Annotated in this window: 19 protein-coding genes; 7 read left to right on the top strand and 12 right to left on the bottom strand. The window is 61.6% G+C overall.

The window, feature by feature from the left end; all coding sequences use genetic code 11:
• The 3 genes from otnC to ltnD are packed head-to-tail and all read right to left on the bottom strand — an operon-like array spanning position 1 to position 2,828.
• Positions 1-651: a 3-oxo-tetronate 4-phosphate decarboxylase gene (gene otnC, locus ACEXP3_RS16890; RefSeq protein ID WP_377298321.1), complete on the bottom strand. Its 651-nt coding sequence runs from the start codon at positions 649-651 to the stop codon at positions 1-3.
• A complete protein-coding gene (gene otnK / locus ACEXP3_RS16885; protein WP_377298320.1) occupies positions 648-1,922 on the bottom strand; it encodes a 3-oxo-tetronate kinase in 1,275 nt (424 codons plus the stop codon). Before otnK ends, otnC begins: the two co-directional genes overlap by 4 nt.
• A gap of 3 nt (positions 1,923-1,925) precedes the next feature.
• Positions 1,926-2,828 carry an L-threonate dehydrogenase gene (ltnD, locus tag ACEXP3_RS16880; RefSeq protein WP_377298319.1) on the bottom strand — a complete coding sequence of 301 codons (903 nt, stop codon included), beginning with the start codon at positions 2,826-2,828 and terminating at the stop codon, positions 1,926-1,928.
• Between the two features lie 266 nt (positions 2,829-3,094).
• Between ltnD and ACEXP3_RS16875 the strand changes: the two genes are divergently transcribed.
• The gene (locus tag ACEXP3_RS16875) at positions 3,095-4,093 is read left to right on the top strand and encodes a LacI family DNA-binding transcriptional regulator (protein ID WP_377298318.1); all 999 of its coding nucleotides are present in this window, start codon (positions 3,095-3,097) and stop codon (positions 4,091-4,093) included.
• A gap of 61 nt (positions 4,094-4,154) precedes the next feature.
• On the opposite strand, the gene ACEXP3_RS16870 is transcribed toward ACEXP3_RS16875, so the two are convergent.
• The 4 genes from ACEXP3_RS16870 to ACEXP3_RS16855 are packed head-to-tail and all read right to left on the bottom strand — an operon-like array spanning position 4,155 to position 8,312.
• A complete protein-coding gene (locus ACEXP3_RS16870) occupies positions 4,155-4,907 on the bottom strand; it encodes an ABC transporter ATP-binding protein (protein WP_377298317.1) in 753 nt (250 codons plus the stop codon).
• Positions 4,901-5,968: a FecCD family ABC transporter permease gene (locus ACEXP3_RS16865; protein WP_210106364.1), complete on the bottom strand. Its 1,068-nt coding sequence runs from the start codon at positions 5,966-5,968 to the stop codon at positions 4,901-4,903. The genes ACEXP3_RS16870 and ACEXP3_RS16865 overlap by 7 nt, the downstream gene beginning before the upstream one ends.
• The gene (locus tag ACEXP3_RS16860; RefSeq protein WP_377298316.1) at positions 5,968-7,101 is read right to left on the bottom strand and encodes an ABC transporter substrate-binding protein; all 1,134 of its coding nucleotides are present in this window, start codon (positions 7,099-7,101) and stop codon (positions 5,968-5,970) included. Before ACEXP3_RS16860 ends, ACEXP3_RS16865 begins: the two co-directional genes overlap by 1 nt.
• Before the next feature lie 59 nt (positions 7,102-7,160).
• Entirely contained in the window at positions 7,161-8,312 is a 1,152-nt protein-coding gene (locus tag ACEXP3_RS16855; protein WP_377298315.1) for an ABC transporter substrate-binding protein, read from the bottom strand.
• Positions 8,313-8,411: 99 nt separating this feature from the next.
• On the opposite strand from ACEXP3_RS16855, the gene ACEXP3_RS16850 reads away from it, so the two are divergent.
• On the top strand, positions 8,412-9,215 hold the full coding sequence (locus tag ACEXP3_RS16850; protein WP_377298314.1) for a class I SAM-dependent methyltransferase: 804 nt from the start codon (positions 8,412-8,414) through the stop codon (positions 9,213-9,215).
• Positions 9,216-9,260: 45 nt separating this feature from the next.
• Here ACEXP3_RS16850 and ACEXP3_RS16845 read toward each other — a convergent pair whose 3' ends face one another.
• Genes ACEXP3_RS16845 through ACEXP3_RS16830 form a run of 4 tightly spaced genes read right to left on the bottom strand, consistent with a single transcriptional unit; the run spans position 9,261 to position 13,189 of the window.
• Positions 9,261-10,163, bottom strand: a complete 903-nt coding sequence (locus ACEXP3_RS16845; protein WP_377298313.1) for an ROK family protein — start codon at positions 10,161-10,163, stop codon at positions 9,261-9,263.
• The gene (nagA, locus tag ACEXP3_RS16840) at positions 10,160-11,350 is read right to left on the bottom strand and encodes an N-acetylglucosamine-6-phosphate deacetylase (protein ID WP_377298376.1); all 1,191 of its coding nucleotides are present in this window, start codon (positions 11,348-11,350) and stop codon (positions 10,160-10,162) included. Before nagA ends, ACEXP3_RS16845 begins: the two co-directional genes overlap by 4 nt.
• A 38-nt stretch (positions 11,351-11,388) precedes the next feature.
• Entirely contained in the window at positions 11,389-12,411 is a 1,023-nt protein-coding gene (locus tag ACEXP3_RS16835; RefSeq protein WP_377298312.1) for an SIS domain-containing protein, read from the bottom strand.
• Between the two features lie 28 nt (positions 12,412-12,439).
• Positions 12,440-13,189, bottom strand: a complete 750-nt coding sequence (locus ACEXP3_RS16830; RefSeq protein WP_210106552.1) for a GntR family transcriptional regulator — start codon at positions 13,187-13,189, stop codon at positions 12,440-12,442.
• Positions 13,190-13,643: 454 nt separating this feature from the next.
• Between ACEXP3_RS16830 and ACEXP3_RS16825 the strand changes: the two genes are divergently transcribed.
• From ACEXP3_RS16825 to ACEXP3_RS16805, 5 genes are all read left to right on the top strand, one after another.
• Positions 13,644-14,819 carry a Gfo/Idh/MocA family protein gene (locus tag ACEXP3_RS16825; RefSeq protein ID WP_377298311.1) on the top strand — a complete coding sequence of 392 codons (1,176 nt, stop codon included), beginning with the start codon at positions 13,644-13,646 and terminating at the stop codon, positions 14,817-14,819.
• A 12-nt stretch (positions 14,820-14,831) separates the two neighbouring features.
• Entirely contained in the window at positions 14,832-15,713 is an 882-nt protein-coding gene (locus ACEXP3_RS16820; protein WP_210106371.1) for a carbohydrate ABC transporter permease, read from the top strand.
• A complete protein-coding gene (locus ACEXP3_RS16815; protein WP_377298310.1) occupies positions 15,713-16,573 on the top strand; it encodes a carbohydrate ABC transporter permease in 861 nt (286 codons plus the stop codon). Before ACEXP3_RS16820 ends, ACEXP3_RS16815 begins: the two co-directional genes overlap by 1 nt.
• Positions 16,574-16,598: 25 nt before the next feature.
• On the top strand, positions 16,599-17,834 hold the full coding sequence (locus ACEXP3_RS16810) for an extracellular solute-binding protein (RefSeq protein WP_210106372.1): 1,236 nt from the start codon (positions 16,599-16,601) through the stop codon (positions 17,832-17,834).
• 100 nt (positions 17,835-17,934) lie between these two features.
• Positions 17,935-19,062, top strand: coding sequence for an ABC transporter ATP-binding protein (locus tag ACEXP3_RS16805; RefSeq protein WP_377298309.1), 1,128 nt, complete (start codon positions 17,935-17,937; stop codon positions 19,060-19,062).
• A gap of 102 nt (positions 19,063-19,164) precedes the next feature.
• Here the strand turns inward: ACEXP3_RS16805 and ACEXP3_RS16800 are convergent, their stop codons facing one another.
• Positions 19,165-19,989 (bottom strand): hypothetical protein, encoded by an 825-nt coding sequence (locus ACEXP3_RS16800; RefSeq protein WP_377298308.1) that lies wholly within the window; start codon positions 19,987-19,989, stop codon positions 19,165-19,167.
• Positions 19,990-20,026 lie beyond the last annotated feature (37 nt).

Below are 20,026 nucleotides of genomic sequence, written 5' to 3'. Positions count from 1 at the left end.
TCAGTCCCACTCCACATCGAAGGTGCGTACGATCTCGCCGATCTGGCTCTCATTCAGCAGGCGGGGGCTGAGGCCCCGCGTCAAAAGCGCAAGCTTTGCCGTCTCCTCCAGCTCTTCCATGGCGTAGACGGCGGCTTCCAGATCCTTTGCGGCAACCACCGGCCCGTGATTGGCTAGCATCACGGCGCTGCGCTTGCCCGCAAGACCGCGGATTGCGTCTCCCGTCGCCGGATCGCCAGGAATGAAATAAGGAAGCAGCTTCACCTTGCCGAGCTTCATGATCGAATAGGCCGTGAGCGGCGGCAGCATGTTGTCCGGGTCCACCTCCGGCAACAGGGAGAGTGCAACCGAATGACAGGAATGCAGATGCACCACGGCACCGGTTTTTGCCGGCCGCGTTTCATAGAAGGCCGCATGCAGGGGCATTTCCTTCGTCGGCTTGTCGCCGCCGACCAGATGACCGGCCGCATCGAACAGCGAAAGACGCGCCGGGTCGAGCCATCCGAAGGAACTGCCTGTCGGCGTCACGAGAAGCTGGCCATCGGAGAGGCGTGCCGAGATATTGCCGGACGAGCCGGCGGTCAGCCCCCGCTCAAAGAGCGAGCGCGCCATGCGGCAGATATCCTCGCGCAGCCGTGCCTCTTCGCTCATTGTGTCTCCAGACGCTGCAGAGCCTCGGTGAAAAAGGCCGGGCCGCCAAAATTTCCCGATTTCAGCGCAAGTGCAACCGTCTCGCCGGCAATGTCGGCATAGGTCCAGGGCACGCCCGGCGCGATTTCGGCGCCAATGGTCAGCCGTGAGACACCGAGCGAGCGGGTTATCGCGCCGGCTGTTTCGCCACCGGCCACCACGAAGCGGCGGATGCCGAGATCAAGAGCCACCCGCGCCAACTCCGCCAGCGCATCCTCCACCAGAAGGCCGGCCCGCTCGACACCGAGCTTCTGCTGCGCCTGCCGCACCGCCTCGGGCTCGGCACTGGCATAGATCAGCTTCGGCTCGTCGGGCGTGCGGCTCTTCAGCCAGTCTACGGCCGCCGCGACGCCGTTTTCGGCGAGATCCAGGGGATCAAGCCGCAGGCAAGCGGCTGTCGGAAGATAATGCGCAACCTGGGTGCGGGTCATGGCCGAACAGCTTCCCGACAGAACGATCTCGCCCGGTCCGACAGACGGTCTTGCGCCGGCTTCCTCACCGCCGTCCAGCATGCCGCGCTCCCGATAAAGCCGGGGGAGGGGAGCTGCAAGCGCGCTCGCGCCCGTAATCAGCGGCATGTCGATCGAGGCGGTGGCGATGGTCAGCAGATCCTCGTCTTCGACGGCATCCACAATGATATGGGCGATCTGCCGGCCGTAGAGCTCATTGAGCCGCGCCTTCAGCGCCTCCGGCCCGCGCGCGACATCCATGCGGCTCGCAAGGCCGACCGCCCCCTTCACCTGCGGCTGAAGAAGCCGCAGCAGGCTCGAATCGCGCATCGGCGTCAGCGGATGATCCTTCATCGGGCTCTCCGACAGCAATTGCTCGCCCACAAACAGATGGCCCATGAAGATGCTGCGCCCGTTTTCGGGAAAGGCCGGACAGTACAGGGTCTGGCCGGTGCCAAGATCCGCCATCAGCGCTTCGGCCACCGGCCCGATATTGCCGGTCGGCGTGCTGTCGAAGGTCGAGCAATATTTCCAGTAGAACCGCTCGGCACCGGCCGCTTTCAACCAGGAAAGGGCGGCACGGGCTTGCGCCACCGCATCCGCCACCGGCGCGGTTCGGCACTTGAGGGCGATCACCTCGAAAGCCGTCGTTTCCTCCGCGCGTGCAGGCGCTTCGGGCACGCCGATGCGCAACGAGACCGGCAGGCCGCTGCGCGCCAGAAGCCCGGCCAGATCGGTTGCCCCGGTAAAATCATCGGCAATGGCCCCGAATAGAACACGCATGGCTCACTCCATCCCCGGCAGACGAACGCCGCTTCTGGCGGCGAGAACTTTTGCGACGGCCGCATCATCCTCAAGCCCGAGCCCTGCACCGGCGGCCTCCTGGAAGAGCGCAAGTGCGGCGGCGCTGAGTGGCGTTGTGCCGCCCTGCTGCCCTGCCTCCTGTGTCACGATCCCCAGATCCTTGACGAAGATATTGACCGCCGACCGCGGCGTATAATCGCCATCGACGATATGCGGTCCGCGATTTTCAAACATCCAGGACGACCCCGCAGAGACGGAAATCACGTCATAGACCGTCTGCAGATCGAGGCCTGCACCCGCCGCAAGCGTAAGGGCTTCGGCCGTTGCGGCAATATGGACGCCGGCCAGAAGCTGGTTGATCATCTTGACCTTCGACCCGAGACCGATCTCGGTTCCCAGACGGAAAACTTTTGCAGAAACGGTCTCGAGCGCGGGACCTGCCGCATCAAAGGCTGCGTCCGGGCCGGATGCCATGACGGTAATCTCACCAGTGAGCGCCTTCAAATGCCCGCCAGATACCGGCGCATCGATGACCTGCATGCCGGCGTCTAAAAGTTTCTGCGCAATCTCTTTGGTCGCCGAGGGGGCCATGGTGACGCAGAGCAGAAACACCGTGCCTGGCCGCGCCGTCGCCACAGCGCCCGTCTCTCCAAACAGCACCGCCTTTGCCTGGTCCGAATTGACGACGAAGACGAACACCACGTCGCTTTCGCCTCCCGCTGCCGGGCTTGCAAACGCCGCGCCGCCTTCTGCGGTAAAACGCGTGAGCACGTCCGGGCGAATATCGACGCCCTTCACTTCAAATCCGGCCCGCAGCAGTGAGAGAGCAGCCCCCCAGCCCATCGAACCAAGGCCGATCACGGTTGCCGTTTGAGAATGGGCCATAGGGTTCTCCGTCAGGACTGGCTTGCAATGGAAGAGTTGACTTGCGCGCCGGTATCGATACCGGTATCGGTAACGTAGAATGCCAGGACGTGTCCTGTCAATCGAGCAATTGCCTTTCCTATGGCCGCTGCATAGAGCTGAAACAGGGAGAGGGGCCGAGAAGCACACGCCGTGCAAGGACGTTTGACAGACGCGGACTTAAAGCCTGACCACAAGCCTCAACGCCGCCCGATCCCGATCCGGCATGCCAAGGACAGACACTTTCCATGCGAAGACCCACTCTTGAAGAAGTTGCGCTTGCCGCGGGCGTCAGCAAGATGACTGCCTCGCGCGCGCTGCGCGGTGCCGCCGACGTGTCGCAGGAAAGCATAGCCAAGGTGAAGCTTGCGGCCGAACAGCTGGGCTATGTCGGCAACCGGCTGGCGCTGTCGCTGTCGTCGCAGCATACCAACCTCGTCAGCGTCGTCGTGCCCAGCATGTCGAACATCGTCTTCCCGGAGGTTCTGTCCGGTATCACGGCGGGTCTTGAGGGGTCCGGCATGCAGGCGGTGTTCGGCATTTCCGATTACGACCCGGACAAGGAGCGCGACATCATCCGAAACATGCTGTCCTGGCGCCCCGCTGCCATCATCGTCACCGGCCTCGACCAGCCCGAAGAGACGGTGAAGCTGTTGAAGCAGGCCGACATCCCGGTCATCCAGATCATGGATCTCGACGGCACGCCGGTTGATTTCAATGTCGGCCTGTCGCACCACCTGGCCGGCGAGGCGATGGCCAAGGCGCTAATCAAGGCGGGTCGCCGGCGGTTCGGCTATATCGGCAGCGCGCTCGACAAGGATTTGCGCGCCGGCAAGCGCAAGACCGGCTTTGCGCGAGCGCTTGCGGCTGAGGGTCTTCAGTTTCTGGCCGAAGAAACAGCGCCGGCCGGATCCTCTGCGGTTCTCGGCAAGGCGCTGACGAAACGGCTTGTCGAGAAGTGCGCCGATCTGGACTGTCTCTATTACTCCAATGACGACATGGCTGCCGGCGGTCTGTTTGCCTGCATGAAAATGCAGGTGAGCGTGCCGAGTAAGATCCTGATTGCCGGGTTCAACGGACTGGATCTCGCAAGCGCACTGCCGGTCAGCATCGCCACATCCCGCTCACCGCGCCGCGAGATGGGAGAAAGCGCCGCGCAACTGGCAATTGCGGCCCTTCGAGAGGGCAGGGACGGGCTTTCCCCGACGATCGAGTTTACGCCGGAGATCACCCTCGGGGAGGTCTAAACGCGCACTGGCCGCCTTCCCCTCCCCTCTTGCGAAGGGAAGGAGAGGGGAGGGTAGAACCTCAGGCGGTGCCGTCGACAATCACCAGCGGGCGCCCCTGCGTGCAGTTTTCCACACGCGCATCGACCCGGTAGACGTCGCGCAGCATGGCGGGCGTAATCACGTCCAACGTCGCGCCGCTCGCCAGAAGCTTGCCGCCGGAAATCACCAGCGTCTGCGAACAGTAACGAAGCGCATGGTTCAGATCGTGCAGGGCGATCAGCACCGCCATGCCTTCGGCCATCGCCAGACGCTTCATGAATTCCAGCACCTCAATCTGGCGAAACAGATCAAGCGCAGACGTCGGCTCATCCATCAGCAGCACTTCCGGCTTGCGCACCAGCGCCTGCGCAATCGCCACCAGCTGGCGCTGGCCGCCGGATAAGGCGCCGAGGTCGCGAAAGGCAAGGTCGGAAATGTGCAGAGCCGACAGAAGCCGGTCGATCTCGCTTAGGTCGCCATCCGCAACCCGCCAGCCGGACCCTTGCTTGGCCGCCAGCAGGATCGATTCGTAAACCGTCAGCACCGCATTGGCGCCGGTATCCTGCGGCATGTAGCAGATGGGCCGAAATCCTTCGCGCACATCCTCGACGGTCACGACACCCGCCCCCTTCAACAGGCCGGCAATACGCTTGAAGAGCGTCGATTTTCCCGCAGCGTTCGGCCCGATCAAGGCCGTCAGCGTGCCGCCCTTCAGCCAGTCGGTGGAGATCGCTTCAAAAACCTGCACCCGTCCGTAATGCGCGCCGACATCGTCGAGCTTCAGGGCTACCATGCTCGCCTCCTGTTGGTGAAGATCAGCGAAAAGAAGAAGGGGACACCGACAAGCGCGGTGATGACGCCGATCGGCAGGATGGCGCCAGGGATCAGCATTTTCGAGACGACCGAGGTGGCGGACAACAGAAGTGCGCCGCAGATGACGGAGCCCGGCAGGAAGAAGCGCTGGTCTTCGCCCACCACCATGCGGGCGATGTGCGGCCCGACGAGGCCGACAAAGCCGATCGTGCCGACAAAGGAAACCGGGATGGCGGCAAGCAGGCTCACCAGCATCATGGTTTCGAGCCGCAGGCCGCGCACGTTAACACCGAGGCTTGCCGCCTTGTCATCGCCGAGCCTCAACGCCGTCAGCGCCCAGGCGCGACGGGCAAACAGAGGCACGCAGATCACCAGCACGCCAAAGGTGACGGCAACCTTCATCCACGTCGCCTTGGTGAGGCTGCCCATGGTCCAGAACACGACGGCTGCCAGCGCCTGTTCGGAGGCCAGATATTGCAGCAGCGATAAAAGCGCATTGAAGGTGAAGACCAGCGCAATACCGAGCAGAACGATGGTTTCCACCGACACCCCACGCAGCGTCGAGACGCCATAGATGAACAGCGAGGCGAGCATGGCCATCAGGAAAGCATTGATCGGCACCATGAACTGGATGGCCGCCGGAAAGACAGCCACGCCCGCCACCAGGGCAAGCGCCGCACCAAAGCCGGCCGCAGCCGAAATGCCAAGCGTGAACGGGCTTGCGAGCGGATTGGCAAGGATCGTCTGCATCTGCGCGCCGGCCAGCGACAGGCAGGCCCCGACAGTCACCGCCATCAGCGCAATCGGCATGCGGATATCCCAGACGACGACGCGCAACTGGTTCGACACCGTGTCCGGCATGAAGATGGCGGAGAGAACTTCGCCCAGCGTATAGCGCGCCGGCCCAAGCCCGATATCGATCGAAATGCTGAGCGCCAGTGCCAGCGCAAGGCCGCTTAGAATAAGAATGCGGCGCGCGGCAAGAGCGCGGTAGCGACCGCGCCCCTCCACGATCGGCTGGTCCTGCAAAACGGCCACCATCAGTTCACGCCTTTGTCGAGGGAAACGAAATAGCCGGTCTTGTAGGTGACCGGCAGGAATTTCTCGTGGAAATCCCGGAACGTCTGCTCCGGGTCGAGATCGGCAAAAAGCTCCGGGTGGAACCACTTGGCAAATTGCTGGATCGGAACGAATTCATACGGCGCGCCATAGAACTGGTGCCAGACGGCATGGACTGCGCCGTTCTTGACAGCCTTCACCTCCGGAAAGGGCGTGCGCGTCATCAGGCTTGAAAGCTTTTCCCGCGCCGCCGCAAGATCCGCACCGCGGCCGACCGAGACGAACTGGTTGATGTCGCTTTCGGCCGCCCAATTGGAACCGGTGACGATCACATGGTCCGGATCGGAGACGACAAGCTGCTCAGGGTTAAGGTCGCCGAACGTGGTGGTAATGATGCCGTTGGCAATATTGTCGCCACCCGCCTGATCGACCATCTTGCCGAAATTGTAAGGGCCGAATGTGCGGCAGCAGTTGTTCTCACCCGATATGCCGGGTGCGCGCTCGATGAAGACTTTCGGGCGTTTCAGGTCCTTCACGCCGGCCAGGCGATCGGTCACGCGGGCAATCTCGGCGCGGCGATAGGCCTTGAACGCATCGGCGCGGTCGCTTGCGCCAAACAGCTTGCCCAAGATGTCGATGGATTTTTCCGTGTTCTTGTCCGGGTCGAGACGGAAATCGAGATAGACGACCTTGATGCCGGCCGCCGCCGCCTTGTCCTCGAACCCCACTTCTTTGGCAACCTTTGCCGCTTCGAGATTGAGCGTGATCACGTCCGGCTGCAGGGCAATGGCACTTTCGAGATCGAAATCGCCTTGCGGCACATAGCCGAAGCGGGGCAGGTCGGCGATTGCCGGGAAATGCTCCACATAGGCGTGATAGCTATCGGGGTCCTTCTTCACCAGATCATCGCGCCAGCCGACGATGGTATCGAAAGTATGCTCCCCTTTCAGCGCCGCAATCACATGCACCTGGCGTGCTTCGCCGACGATGACACGTCGGGCCGGCAGCTCGACATCTACCACACGACCGGCGGCGTCCGTGATTTCCGCCGCAAGGATAGGGCTCGCCAGAAACGGCAAAAGAGCGACAAGCGCTCGCGAAACTGCTGAAAACATGGGAAGTATCTCCTTGGCAAAGGCATCCGGCAGGCTTGAACCTGCCGGATGTGGCCTCATCAGTTCTTGTCGTTCAACGACACGAAGTAACCGGTGTGGTAATCGACCGGCAGGAAGCGGGTGTGCAGTTCCTGGAAAGTCGCTTCCGGATCGAGATCGGCAAACAGGTCCGGGTGCAGCCACTTGGCAATCTGCTGGATGGCGACGAACTGGTACGGGTTGTTGTAGAACTGGTGCCAGACCGCGTGGACATTGCCCTCCTTGACGGCCTTGATATCGGTGAAGGCCGGGCGCGCCATCAGGGCAGCCAGCTTCTTCTTTGCCAGCGCCTTGTCAGCGCCCGGGCCAACGCCCACCCATGCGCCACCCGGAACATAAAGCTCCCAGTTGGCGCCGGTCACGATGACCTGGTCCGGGTTGGACGCAATGATCTGCTCCGGATTGACCGTCCCGAAGGTGCCGGGAATGATGCCGGTGGCGAGATTGATGCCGCCGGCCATCTCGACCATCTTGCCGAAATTCTCCGGGCCGAAGGACATGCAGCAATCATCGCTGTAGCCACCGGCGCGCTCCATGAACACGACGGGCTTCTTCAGGTCCCTGGTCTTTGCGATCACGTCGGTGACGCGGGCGATCTGCGCGTCGTGGAACCGAATGAATTCGTCCGCCTTCTGTTCCTTGCCGAACAGGGTTCCGATGAGACGCATGGACGGATCGGTATTTTCCAGCGATTTTTCCCGGAAGTCGACGTAGACCAGCGGGATGCCGACCTTGGAGAGCTTCTCGATATAACCGCTCTCTTCTGTCGCCGACTTGGCATCGATGTTCATGATGATGACGTCGGGCTTCAGCGTCACGGCCTGCTCGATATCGAACGTGCCGTCCTTCATGCCGCCGAAGGTCGGGATCTTCGCCATCTCGGGGAATTTCTTGAGGTAGATATTGTAACCGTCGAGATCGGCCTTCTGGAAATCATCGCGCCAGCCGACGATGCGCTTGAAGGGCGCGTCCGTATCCATGGCACCGGTGAAATAGATCTGGCGGCCTTCGCCGAGGATCACCCGCTCGACAGGAACGCTGACCTCGACTTCACGCCCGGTAATGTCCTTGACCTTGATCTTTTCCCCGGCCTCAGCCACGCCTGCTGCAAACGTCAGCGACAGTGTCGCGGCCAGAACCGCCCCCGAAAACTTGAACACGATGGTCTCCATTTAGTCGTTTCCGGGCGCTTTTATGGTTTTATGACTTTTCTCGTCAAGAATTATCTTTTAGAAGAATTCCAAGCATTTACAGCCTGACGGACCGAATTCATGCAGCAGTTGGCAACCCAGACGAACTACAACCTCAAGGACGAGATCAAGGCCTACTGGTCGCAGCGGGCCGAAACATTCGATACGCAGCCCGGGCACGAGATCTTTTCCGAGAGCGAACGGGCGGCATGGCATGCGCTGATCCGACGCCATCTTGGCGATGGAAAGGGTCGAAAGGCGCTTGACCTCGCATCGGGCACCGGCGTCGTTTCGCATCTCATGGATGATCTCGGCTTTTCCGTCACCGGCATGGACTGGGCCGAACCGATGCTCGAGCGGGCGCGGGCAAAGGCCGAGGCGCGCGGGCGCACAATCCGCTTCATCCTGGGGGACGCGGAAAACACGCTGGAACCCGACAATACCTATGACATCATTACCAACCGCCATCTGGTGTGGACGCTGGTCGATCCGAAAGCCGCCTTCATCGAATGGCACCGTGTGCTGAAGCCTGGCGGGCGGCTGTTGATCGTCGACGGCGATTTCGTCAATCAAGGTCTTGTCGCGCGCCTTGCCGGCCGCGTTGCCGAAGCGCTGAAGACCTTCGGCATCGGCGCGCAACGCCCGCTGCATGGACCGGGCGCAAGCCTTGTCGAGACCCATCGCAGCATCCTGTCGCGGGTCTATTTTTCAAAAGGGGCACGGGCCGAAGCGGTCGTGGAACTGCTGAAGGCCACAGGCTTCTCGTCGGTCACCGTGGATACCGATATGCGGGCGATCCATCGGGCGCAGAAGAAGAATTTCGGCTTCCTGAAGGGCCTCGAGCGGGCAACCCAGCATCGCTATGCCATTTGCGCCGTGAAATAAGAAAGACGAGGGCAGCCGAAAAAGCCGCCCTCATCCAGTCCCTGATCAGCCACCAAGGCCCAGAATGGCCGCCCCGATCAGGCCTGGCTCGATCTGGCATTCGGCCTTGACCACCAGCGGTCGCGCAAATTTGCGCAGGATGCGCGCCCGAACCGCATGATCGATGGCCTCGAGCAATTCCAGCGAATTGGACAGGCCGCCGCCGACCGGCATGATGGTGGCGCCGGTGACATTCGCAACCAGCGCCAGTGGCCCTGCAAGGATATCGACATATACATCGATGGTGCGAGCGGCATCGGGATCCTGCCGTTGCCAGTCGGCGATGATCTCTTCGCTGGTCAGCATCTTGCCGTGGAGATGGGCGTGAAGCTTTTCCATGCCGCGCGCGCTGCACACCGCGTCGATGCATCCATCAAGGCCACAGCCGCAGCGGAAGCGCGGCAGATCAGCCGGCGGGTTGCCGGCCTGCGTTGCGGCAACCGGCCCATGGCCCCATTCGCCGGCAAAGCCACCTTCGCTGTTGATCAGCTTGCCGTCGATCACCAGCCCGCCACCGACACCGGTGCCAAGAATGACGCCGAAGACGACGCGGTGGCCGCGCCCGGCGCCGATGCCGGCCTCTGCCAGCACAAAGCTGTCCGCGTCATTGGCGATCTTCACCGGAAGCCCAAGGGCAGTCTCAAGATCGTCCTGCAACAGCCGGCCGTGAATACACGGAACATTGGCCACCACCGCGCGGCGGCTGTCCGGATCAATGATGCCGGCAATGGACAGGGCAACACAGGACGGCTGTTCCGGCGCCTGGTCGATGACGGCGCGCATGGTGGCGACGAAGGCTGAAAAATCATGAAGCGGCGTCGGCTGGCGCGGCAGGGGGCGGATATCCTGGGCAGAGGTGGCAATTGCCCCCTTGATGGCCGTTCCGCCAATGTCGAAACACACGATCATGACACGAACACCGGTGACAATACCGGCGACTTGGCGCCATGCACCGGCATGCCGCCGATCCAGGTGGAAAGGAGATTGAGCTTGTCATCCAGGAGGATGAAATCGGCATCGCGGCCCGCCATCAGCTGTCCTTTCGTGTCAGCGCCGATCGCCTCTGCCGGATAAAGAGAGGCCATGTTGAGCGCTTCGGCAAGCGGCAGGTTCAGCCTCTCGTGAACAAACCGGACGCAGGACATCATGTCGATATCGGCCCCGGCCAGCGTCCCGTTGGCCAGCGTCAGCCGCCCGTCGCGGCGATAGACCTGGCGGCCATTGAGGTTGAACCCTGTCTCATCGGTGCCGATCGTCGACATGGCGTCCGTGACGAGGAAGATCCAGGCCGGCCCCTGCTTGGCCCGCACCGCAACCCCCATCGAGACAGGGTCCACATGGAAGCCGTCGGCAATCAGGCCGCAGGATAGGCGCCTATCGGAAAGTGCCGCCCCCACCACGCCCGGTTCGCGATTGCCAAGCTGGCTCATGGCATTGAAGAGATGCGTGACCATCGAGGCGCCGGCATCCGCATAGGCAAGGACAGTTGCCGCACCGACATCCGTATGGCCAAGGCTTACCACATAGCCGGCAGCCTTCAGTGCGGCCACCTGCTGCGGCGTGACGTTTTCCGGGGCAACGGTGATCAGCGCCTTGCCGAACGAGCCCGCCGCCTCGACGAGAACGGCAAGGTCGGCCTCGGTCATCGGCCGGATCAGGGCAGGATCATGCGTGCCCTTGCGCGCGATGGAGAGATGCGGTCCTTCGAGATGCAGGCCGAGAAAACCGGGAATGCGGGCTTCGTGCGCTTTGCGGCCGGCAGAGAGGACCGCCGTGCGCAGTTCCACCGTGTCGGTGATCAGCGTCGCCAGCAAGGAGGTCGTGCCGAAACGCGCGTGCGCCGCGCAGATGGTCGCAATCCCGTCCGTAGTCGGCTGGTTGTTGAGCAGCACGCCGCCGCCGCCGTTCACCTGCAGGTCGATGAAGCCGGCCGCGACCAGAGCGCCCTCCGCATCGATGCGGGGGAGGGAGGGCAAAGCGGCGTCCTCGGGCAGGATGGCCGCGATCCTGCCGCCCTCAACCACAAGCACATGCTTTTCCAGAAAGCGCTGACCATCAAAGATCCGGCCGCCCGTCACCATGATATCGCTTGGCATTTCGGTGGGCGGCGTGCCGGCAGGTGAAGACGACATGCTCATCGGGTTTCCGTTACCTTCTTCAGGGCCGCCGGCTTGTCGGGATTAAAGCCGCGCCGAAGCGAGAGGGTTTCGACCATGCCGTAATAGGGAATGATGAGGCAGAGCGCATCGGTCAGCGGATGCCCGGTTTCCACGACCGGCAGAGATTTCGGCCCATGCCCGAGGCTCGAGGTAAGGTAGATTGCCGCGTTCTTGTCGACGAGCTTTGAGGCGGTTTCGGCAACAGACGCTTCGGCCTTGTCACGCGCGGCAAAGGCGATGATCGGAAAATCCGCCGCCACCAGCGACACCGGACCATGCAGAACCTCGGCCGAGGAATAGGCTTCTGCATGCAGCTCGCAGGTTTCCTTGCATTTCAGCGCCGCCTCCGAGGCAATCGCCAGCGAGGGACCGCGACCGAGCATGTAGAGCGAATCGCATGTGGCAAGCGGCTCCACCAGCTGGCTCCAGTCGAGCGACAGCGCCTTTTCGAAATGCTGGGGAAGGTCCGACACCGCCTTTTGCAGGCCATCGTCTTTCTTCCAGGCCGCCAGGATGGCAAGGCCCGTGACGATGGAATTGACGAAGGATTTTGTCGCGGCAACGGCAATTTCCGGCCCGGCCTGAATGTCGATCGCCATGGTCGCCGCATCGGCAAGCGGCGAGGGCACGGTATTGGCAAGCGCAATCGTCAAGGCGCCGCCGGCCTTGGCGCTGCGGGCAAGCGAGACGATATCGGGGCTTGCCCCCGACTGTGAGACAGCGATGGCGGCTGCCCGCTCAAGCCGCAGCGGCGCATCGTAGATCGAGCTCAGCGACGGCCCGATGGAGGCGACCGGAATGCCGAGCTCCAGTTCGATGGCGTATTTGAGGAAATGCGCCGCATGGTCGGAGGATCCGCGCGCGATGGTGACAACGACGGCCGGATCCCGCTCGCGCAGGGCCGCGCCTGCCGCCGCGATGGCCCCCTGGCTCCTCGCAAGAAGATCGGAAGCAACGGCCGGGATCTGGTTGATCTCCTGGCGCATGATGGAAGTCATGAAAAAGCCTTTCGAATTGGGCGTGGCGTCAGGCGCCGATGGTGAGTTCGGCGACGAGATCATAGGCGTCGCTGCGATAAAGGGCGGTGGACACTTCCATCACGCGCCCGCTGTCGAGATAGGCGATGCGCTGGACAGACAGCGCTGCCGAACCGGGCGGCACTCCGAGAAGTTCGGTCTCCTCGTCCTTCAAGAGCACCGCGCAAATGCGCTGATTGGCCCGCACAGGCCGGATGTTGCGCTGGGCAAGCGCCTGGTAGAGCGAATTTTCCACCACATCGGGATCGGGCAGCATGTCATCGGCAAGACTGGTGCGCTCCAGCGCGATCGGCATGTCGTTGGCGGTGCGCAGGCGCGTGATGCGACAAACCCGGGCGGTGCCGGAAAGCCCAAGCGTCATGGTTTCCTCGGAGGTCGGATCGAAGATGCCGCGGTCGAGCCAGCGGGAGCCCGGCACCATGCCGCGCCGGCGCATGTCTTCCGAAAACGAGGTGAGTCGTGTCAGCGGCTGCTGCATGCGCGGCACCGGCTTGACGACAAAGGTGCCGGAACCACGCCGGCGCACCAGAAGCCCCTGATCCACAAGATCATCGATCGCCTTGCGCACCGTCACGCGCGAGATCGCCGCCTCATCGGCAATGTCCCGTTCTGCGGGGAGGGCATCGCCATGCTTCAGGCGACCGGACACCACGGCGTCTTCGATCATGTTCTTCAGCTTGAGATAAAGTGGACCGCCGCGCACGGCCTGGAGCTGCGCCAGCGGCAGAACCTCCTCCATTGCCATACCGATCCCCCATTGCGCTGGAAGCAGAGGATCGCAGCAGGTGGGACCACCCCGCAAAGCCCGGCTTCCGTTTACCGTTTCGTAAGCGGGGACAATACCAACGCCATACCAAATCCGCAAATGGTTTTATTGGATATGTGAATTCCGTCTAATAACACCGGATTTCTCGTTGTTCTCCAGTGAAAACGACAGTTTTGGAATTTTTGTAACGGAACCGGTAGACGATTGGCATTTTTTTGGTATTGTCATTGCATTGACTGGACAGAATGACGGGGTACAGCAACCACCAGATTTCCGAGATACCCTTTTACGCTGCCGGCTGCGCAACACGCGGCGAGCCATGAAAAGGAATTTCAGGAAATTTACCGAACGGCGTTTTTTGGTTGACGAAATCCGGCATCTGCCACAGGCTAAGAAAAATAATTACGAAAACAGGGAACAGGCCACAATGAAGGTCGCCATTATCGGGCTCGGATTCCGACTGGGCTATCTGGGACGCGCATTCAAGGATATCGACCCCGATTTCGAGATCGTCGGTTATGTCGATCCGGCGCCTGCCGGTCTGCCGCGCCTGACGGAGGCTGGCATCTCGCCGGGCAAGGCCTATGCCACCCCCGAGGAGCTGATTGCGTCCGAAAAATTCGATCTTCTGATGATCGGCTCGCCCAATCACCTGCATCTTGAACATATCCGCATCGGGCTCGAAGCAGGCCTCACCGTATTCACCGAAAAGCCGATCGTCGTCTCGATCGAGGAAAGCTATGCGCTGGCCGCTCTCCTCAACACCTATGGCCATGACCGGCTGCTGGTCGGCCTCGTGCTGCGCTACTCGCCGCTTTACCGCGACCTTCGGGAAGCCCAGGCCAAGGGTCTCCTCGGCGATGTCGTCTCCATCGAGGCTTCCGAGCACATCGCGCCTTATCACGGCGCCTTCTTCATGCGCGACTGGCGCCGCTACGGCCGTTATGCCGGCGGCTTCATGCTGGAAAAGTGCTGCCACGACCTCGATCTCTATAACGGCGTCGTCGGCCAGCGTCCGCGTTTCGTCGCAAGCTTTGGCGGCCGCAAGAGCTTCGTGCCGGGCAACGCGCCGCAAAATTCCGGCGTCAACGATCTTGAAGTCTACCACAAGAAGCCGAGCGGCTGGATGGGCTCCGACAAGGTGTTCGACAGCGATGGCGACATCATCGACTACCAGACTGCCATCGTCGAATACGAAGGCGGCGCCTCGATGACCTTCCACACCAATCTCAACGTGCCGGACGAATTCCGCCGTTTCTGCGTGATCGGTTCCAAGGGCATGGCGGAAGGCGATTTCGTTCGCGGCTTCCTCGACGTGCACGATGCCCACACCAGCGAAAAGCGCGTCGGAAACCGCTATCAGGCACCGTCTGCCACCTCGCACCATTACGGCGCCGACGAACAGATGGCAGCCGACGTCTTTGCCCATATCACGACCGGTGCGGCTCTGCCGGTTTCGGCGCTCGACGCCATCGAAGCCGGCATTCTGGCGCTGGCCATGGACGAGGCGCGGGCGAGCCGCAAGGTGGTCGATCTGGCCCCTGTCTGGGAGCGCTACGACACGCTGCTGCACGGTCAGTCCCTCCAGTCGAAGACCGCGTGAGGGAGTAACGCCATGCATGCCAGACGAAGCGCTGTCATCTTTGCCTGGCTGCTGCTGGCGCCGGCTCTCCTGTATGTGCTGACGATCGTTGCGTACCCGCTGGTCGATACCTTCATCCTCTCCTTCACCGATGCCTCGCTGAAGAAGGTGACGAACTGGGTCGGCTGGGAGAATTACGACAAGATCTTCAACGCCACCTTTGCCGAGGTCATCACGCGCACCTTCGTGTGGACCTTCTTCTCGGTGTCCATCAAGATGCTCATCGGCACGTTCGGCGCCTCCATGCTGAACGCTGCCGTGCCGGGACGCGCGCTGTTTCGCGTGCTGACCATGCCGCCGTGGATCGTGCCCATGGCCATCGGCATCTTCATGTGGGGCTGGATGTATAACGGCCAGTTCGGCATGATTTCCGGCCTTCTGCAGCGTGCCGGCGTGGTGGATGGTCCGGTGGCCTTCCTTGCGCAGGGCTCCACCGCCTTCTGGGCCACCGTGATCACCGATGTGTGGATCGGCGTACCCATGGTGACGCTGTACATGCTGGCCGCCATGCAGTCGATCCCGCAGGATCTCTATGAGGCCGCCTGGACGGATGGGGCAGGGCGCTTCTATCGCTTCCGCCGCATCACGCTGCCGCTCCTCGTGCCGGCGATGATCACCATGTCGATGCTGTCGCTGATCTCGACCTTCAACTCGTTCGACATCATCTGGATCCTCACCCAGGGTGGCCCGAATGGTGAAACGACGACGATGATCATCGACACCTATCGCACCGCCATCGGCTCGAAGAAATACGGGGAAGGGGCAGCGCGCGCGGTGATGATCTGCATCTTCCTGTCGATCTTCTGCCTCTGCTATTTCCGCGTCACCAGCCGCCTGTCTGCCGGAGAGAAATGATGAAAGAGCCCCAGCAGCTGATCAATCGCTACAAGTGGTACGAGATCGTCGGCATCTATTGCGGCATCTTCGTCTTCCTGTCCTTCGTGCTGTCGCCCTTCGTCGAGGGCTTCCTGGTGTCGCTGAAGCCGCTCAGCCAGCTGTTTTCCTCGCCCTACCGGTTCATCCCGGAAAACGGCTCGTTTGCCGCTTACCGTACCATGTGGGAGAGCGTGCCGGGCTTTGGGCGGTACATCTTCAATTCCTTCTTCATTTCCTCGATCGTGACCGCGGTGGTGCTCTCCATGGTGGTGCCGGCGGCCTACGCCTTTGCCCGCTTCGAGTTCAAGGGTCGCGGCACGCTGCTCGGCGCCTTCCTCGCGGTCAACATGTTTTCGGGCGCAGTCCTTCTCATCCCGCTCTTTCGGCTGATGCGCAGCTTCGGCGTGCTAAACACCTATTTCGCCATGATCGTGCCGGGCGTCGCCTTCCTCATCCCCTCGGCCATCTGGCTGCTGCGTACCTATATCATGCGCATTCCGCGTGAGCTCGACGAGGCGGCCTATGTGGACGGGGCAAGCCATTTCTATACGCTGCGCCGCGTGATCCTGCCGATTGCCATGCCCGGCATTACGGTGGTCGCCATCACCACCTTCATCGGGTCCTATGCCCAACAGTTCATCTTCGCGCTGACCTTCAATGCGAAGTCCGAATACATGCCTTTGCCGGTTGGGCTTTACGCCTATTTCGGCCGCCAGGAAGTGATCTGGAACGAGTTGATGGCCGCAAGCTTCGTCGGCATTGCGCCTGCCATGATCGTCATCTTCTTCCTGCAACGCTATCTCGTCAGCGGTCTGACCGCCGGCGCGGTGAAACAATAAAACAACGACCACAGAGAATGGGAGCATGACCGTGAACATTTCTATCAAGACTGGGATCTATGCCGTAGCGCTTGCCGGCACCACGATGCTGAGCGCCATGGCGGCACATGCCGCCGACAAGGAAATCTCCTGGATCTATTGCGGCGACAAGATCGACCCGATCCATGAGAAATACATCAAGGAATGGGAAGGCAAGAATGCCGGCTGGAAGGTCACGCCGGAAGTCGTCGGCTGGGCGCAGTGCCAGGACAAGGCAACGACGCTTGCCGCCGCGGGCACCCCTGTTGCCATGGCCTATGTCGGCTCGCGCACCCTGAAGGAGTTTGCCCAGAACGACCTCATCGTTCCGGTGCCGATGACGGATGCCGAAAAGAAGAGCTACTATCCGAACATCGTCGATACCGTGACGTTCGAGGGCACCCAGTGGGGCGTGCCGGTCGCCTTCTCCACCAAGGCGCTCTACTGGAACAAGGACCTGTTCAAGCAGGCCGGCCTTGACCCGGAAAAGGCCCCGAAGACCTGGGCTGAAGAAATCGCCTTCGCCAAGCAGATCAAGGAAAAGACCGGCATTGCCGGTTACGGTCTGCCGGCCAAGACCTTTGACAACACCATGCACCAGTTCATGCACTGGGTGTACACGAACAACGGCAAGATCATCGACGGCGACAAGATCGTTGCCGACAGCCCGGAAGTTCTGGCCGCACTGCAGGCCTACAAGGACATCACGCCCTATTCCGTCGAAGGCGCCACCGCCTACGAACAGAACGAAATCCGCGCCATCTTCCTTGATGGCAAGGTCGGCATGATCCAGGCCGGCTCGGGTGCGGCAACGCGTCTGCAGGCCACCAAGATCAACTGGGGCATCGCACCGCTGCCGCTCGGCCCCTCGGCCAAGGGCGAGGGTACGCTCCTTATCACCGACAGCCTTGCCGTCTTCAAGGGCTCGGGCGTCGAGGACAAGGCAATCGAATTTGCAAAATTCATCACCTCGCCCGGTCCGCAGGGCGAATATGAATTGCAGGGGGGTGCCGGCCTGACCCCGCTTCGTCCCTCGCCGAAGGTCGATGAATTCGTCGCCAAGGACCCCTTCTGGAAGCCGCTCATCGACGGCATCAAGTTCGGTGGACCCGAGCCGCTGTTTACCGATTACAAGGGCTTCCAGAACGTCATCATCGAGATGGTCCAGTCGGTCGTGACCGGCAAGGCCGAGCCGGCCGCTGCGCTGAAGAAGGCATCTGCCGACCTCGAGCAGTACAAGTAACAGCCTTCTCCATCAGGGATCGCGGCCATGCCGGTCGCGATCCTCATCCGCTTACCTTACCGCCGCGGCCGCTCGTTCCGGCGAACGGAGACTGAGACCCTTGGGACAGCTTTATCTCAACAACGTGCAGAAGTTCTATGGTGACTTCGAGGTGCTGAAAAGCATCAAGCTGGAGGTGAAGGACGGCGAATTCGTCGTCTTCGTCGGCCCCTCCGGCTGCGGGAAATCAACGCTGCTGCGCATGATCGCCGGCCTCGATTCCACCTCGTCGGGCGATATCGTCATCGATGGCGAGCGGGTCAACGACAAGCCGCCGGTCGAACGCGGCATTGCCATGGTCTTCCAGTCCTATGCGCTTTACCCGCATATGACCGTGTTTGAAAACATCGCCTTTCCGCTGCGCGTCGAGGGGCTTCCCGAAGCCACGATCCGCGAAAAGGTCGGCGCGGTTGCCAAGATCCTGCAGCTCGAAAAGCGTCTTGAACAGAAGCCCGGTCTGCTGTCGGGCGGCCAGCGCCAGCGTGTCGCGATCGGCCGCGCCATCGTGCGCGAACCAAAGATCTTCCTGTTCGACGAGCCGCTGTCCAACCTCGACGCCGCCCTGCGCTCGGACATGCGCATCGAATTGTCCAAGCTGCACGGCGACCTGAAGGCGACGATGATCTACGTCACCCACGACCAGGTGGAAGCCATGACCATGGCCGACCGCATCGTGGTGCTGAATGCCGGCCAGATCGCCCAGGTCGGCGCGCCGCTTGAGCTGTACCACAAGCCGCAGAACCTCTTCGTTGCCGGCTTCATCGGCAATCCCAAGATGAATTTTCTGCCCGTACGCTGCGAGGCGGCCGGCCCTGAAGGCATCACCGTCTCCTACGACGGGCAGACCGTGACCATCCCGGTCGAACCGCGTGCCGATATCGTCGGGCGCATGCTGACGCTCGGCATCCGTCCGGAGCACACAACGCTGTCGGGCGGCGACCTCAATGTCACCGTCACCCCCTCGGTCATCGAGCGCCTCGGCATCAATACGGTCGCCTATGCCAGCCTGCCGACCGGCGAGCCCTATTGCGCGCTCTTGTCCGGATCGGCCCCGATCGCGGTCAACACGCCGGCCACCACCGGCATCCGCATCGCCGATTGCCATCTGTTTGACGAGCAGGGCGAAGCCTTCGAACGGCGTATCGACTGGCGGACTGCGCATACCGAAGACGCCGGAGCGGCTGCCTGAGGCAGGTAACGGCCGCTGAACAGCGGGCATTGACAAACCGGGTGCCTTGCAGCGGGAAGCCGGTTCACGATACACGCGTGAGCCGGCAAAACCGAGCCGCCACTATCGCGTTACCGGCGTTTGCGCCGGCCGCGCAACAGCATCGCGCAGCGTCGTGACCAATGTGTCGAGCGCCGTGAACATCGGCTCCACCGCATAACCCGCCAGGAATGCGATGACGAAGTTGCTGATCGTTTTAAAAGCGTTGGTCGAATCGACCAGCTGCGGCATGATAAAGCCCAGCGTCATCCCAAGGTTCATGCGCAGGTAATATCCCGATTCTTCTCTTAACACGAAGGTCTGGTTCGCAAGCCGTGTCAGGATGTTGCGCAGGATATAGGCGCAGGCCCCCAAAAGACCGACCACGATGTTGATGGCATTGCGCGCATGGTCCTTAAACGGAGCAAGGAGAAGCTTATTATCCTGGCTTAGGGTATTCTTCAAAATATCTTGCAGTGCAAAGCATATGATTGTTGCAATCAGAGACCCGAGCGTGAACCACATCAGCTTCTTGATCAGACGGTTGACGCGCTTGTAGATGACCGCCTCTCTAGAGTCAGCATCATGCACGCTCTGTCCTTTCATCTGCCCTTCCATCAGCTCGGCAATTTCCAGCGAGAGGGGCGTGGCGGGATAGATACGCGGCGCAAGCTTGTCAATCGCCTGCAACAGGGAGACCTCGACATCGCTGATGGCCGTCGATGTGGGCGGCCCCGCCATACCACGGGCCTTGGCAAGCGCTGCGGATGCCTCATCGACAATCTCTTTCGGCACCTCGATCGTTTTGGTGATGGAAGAGAAGCGTAGCATCCGCTCCAGATCGGCAACCAGCTTGCTGATCAGGGAATTGTCCTGAAATGTGGCCTGTTGAATGTCAACCATCTGCATGTCGCCCCCAGCATATAATGCAAATTGACGGATGTAT

The sequence above is a fragment of the Neorhizobium fuzhouense genome (assembly GCF_042611105.1).
Taxonomy (GTDB): domain Bacteria; phylum Pseudomonadota; class Alphaproteobacteria; order Rhizobiales; family Rhizobiaceae; genus Neorhizobium; species Neorhizobium galegae_A.
Note: the sequence above shows the minus strand (reverse complement) of the source record. Positions and strands in the feature narration are given on the sequence as shown.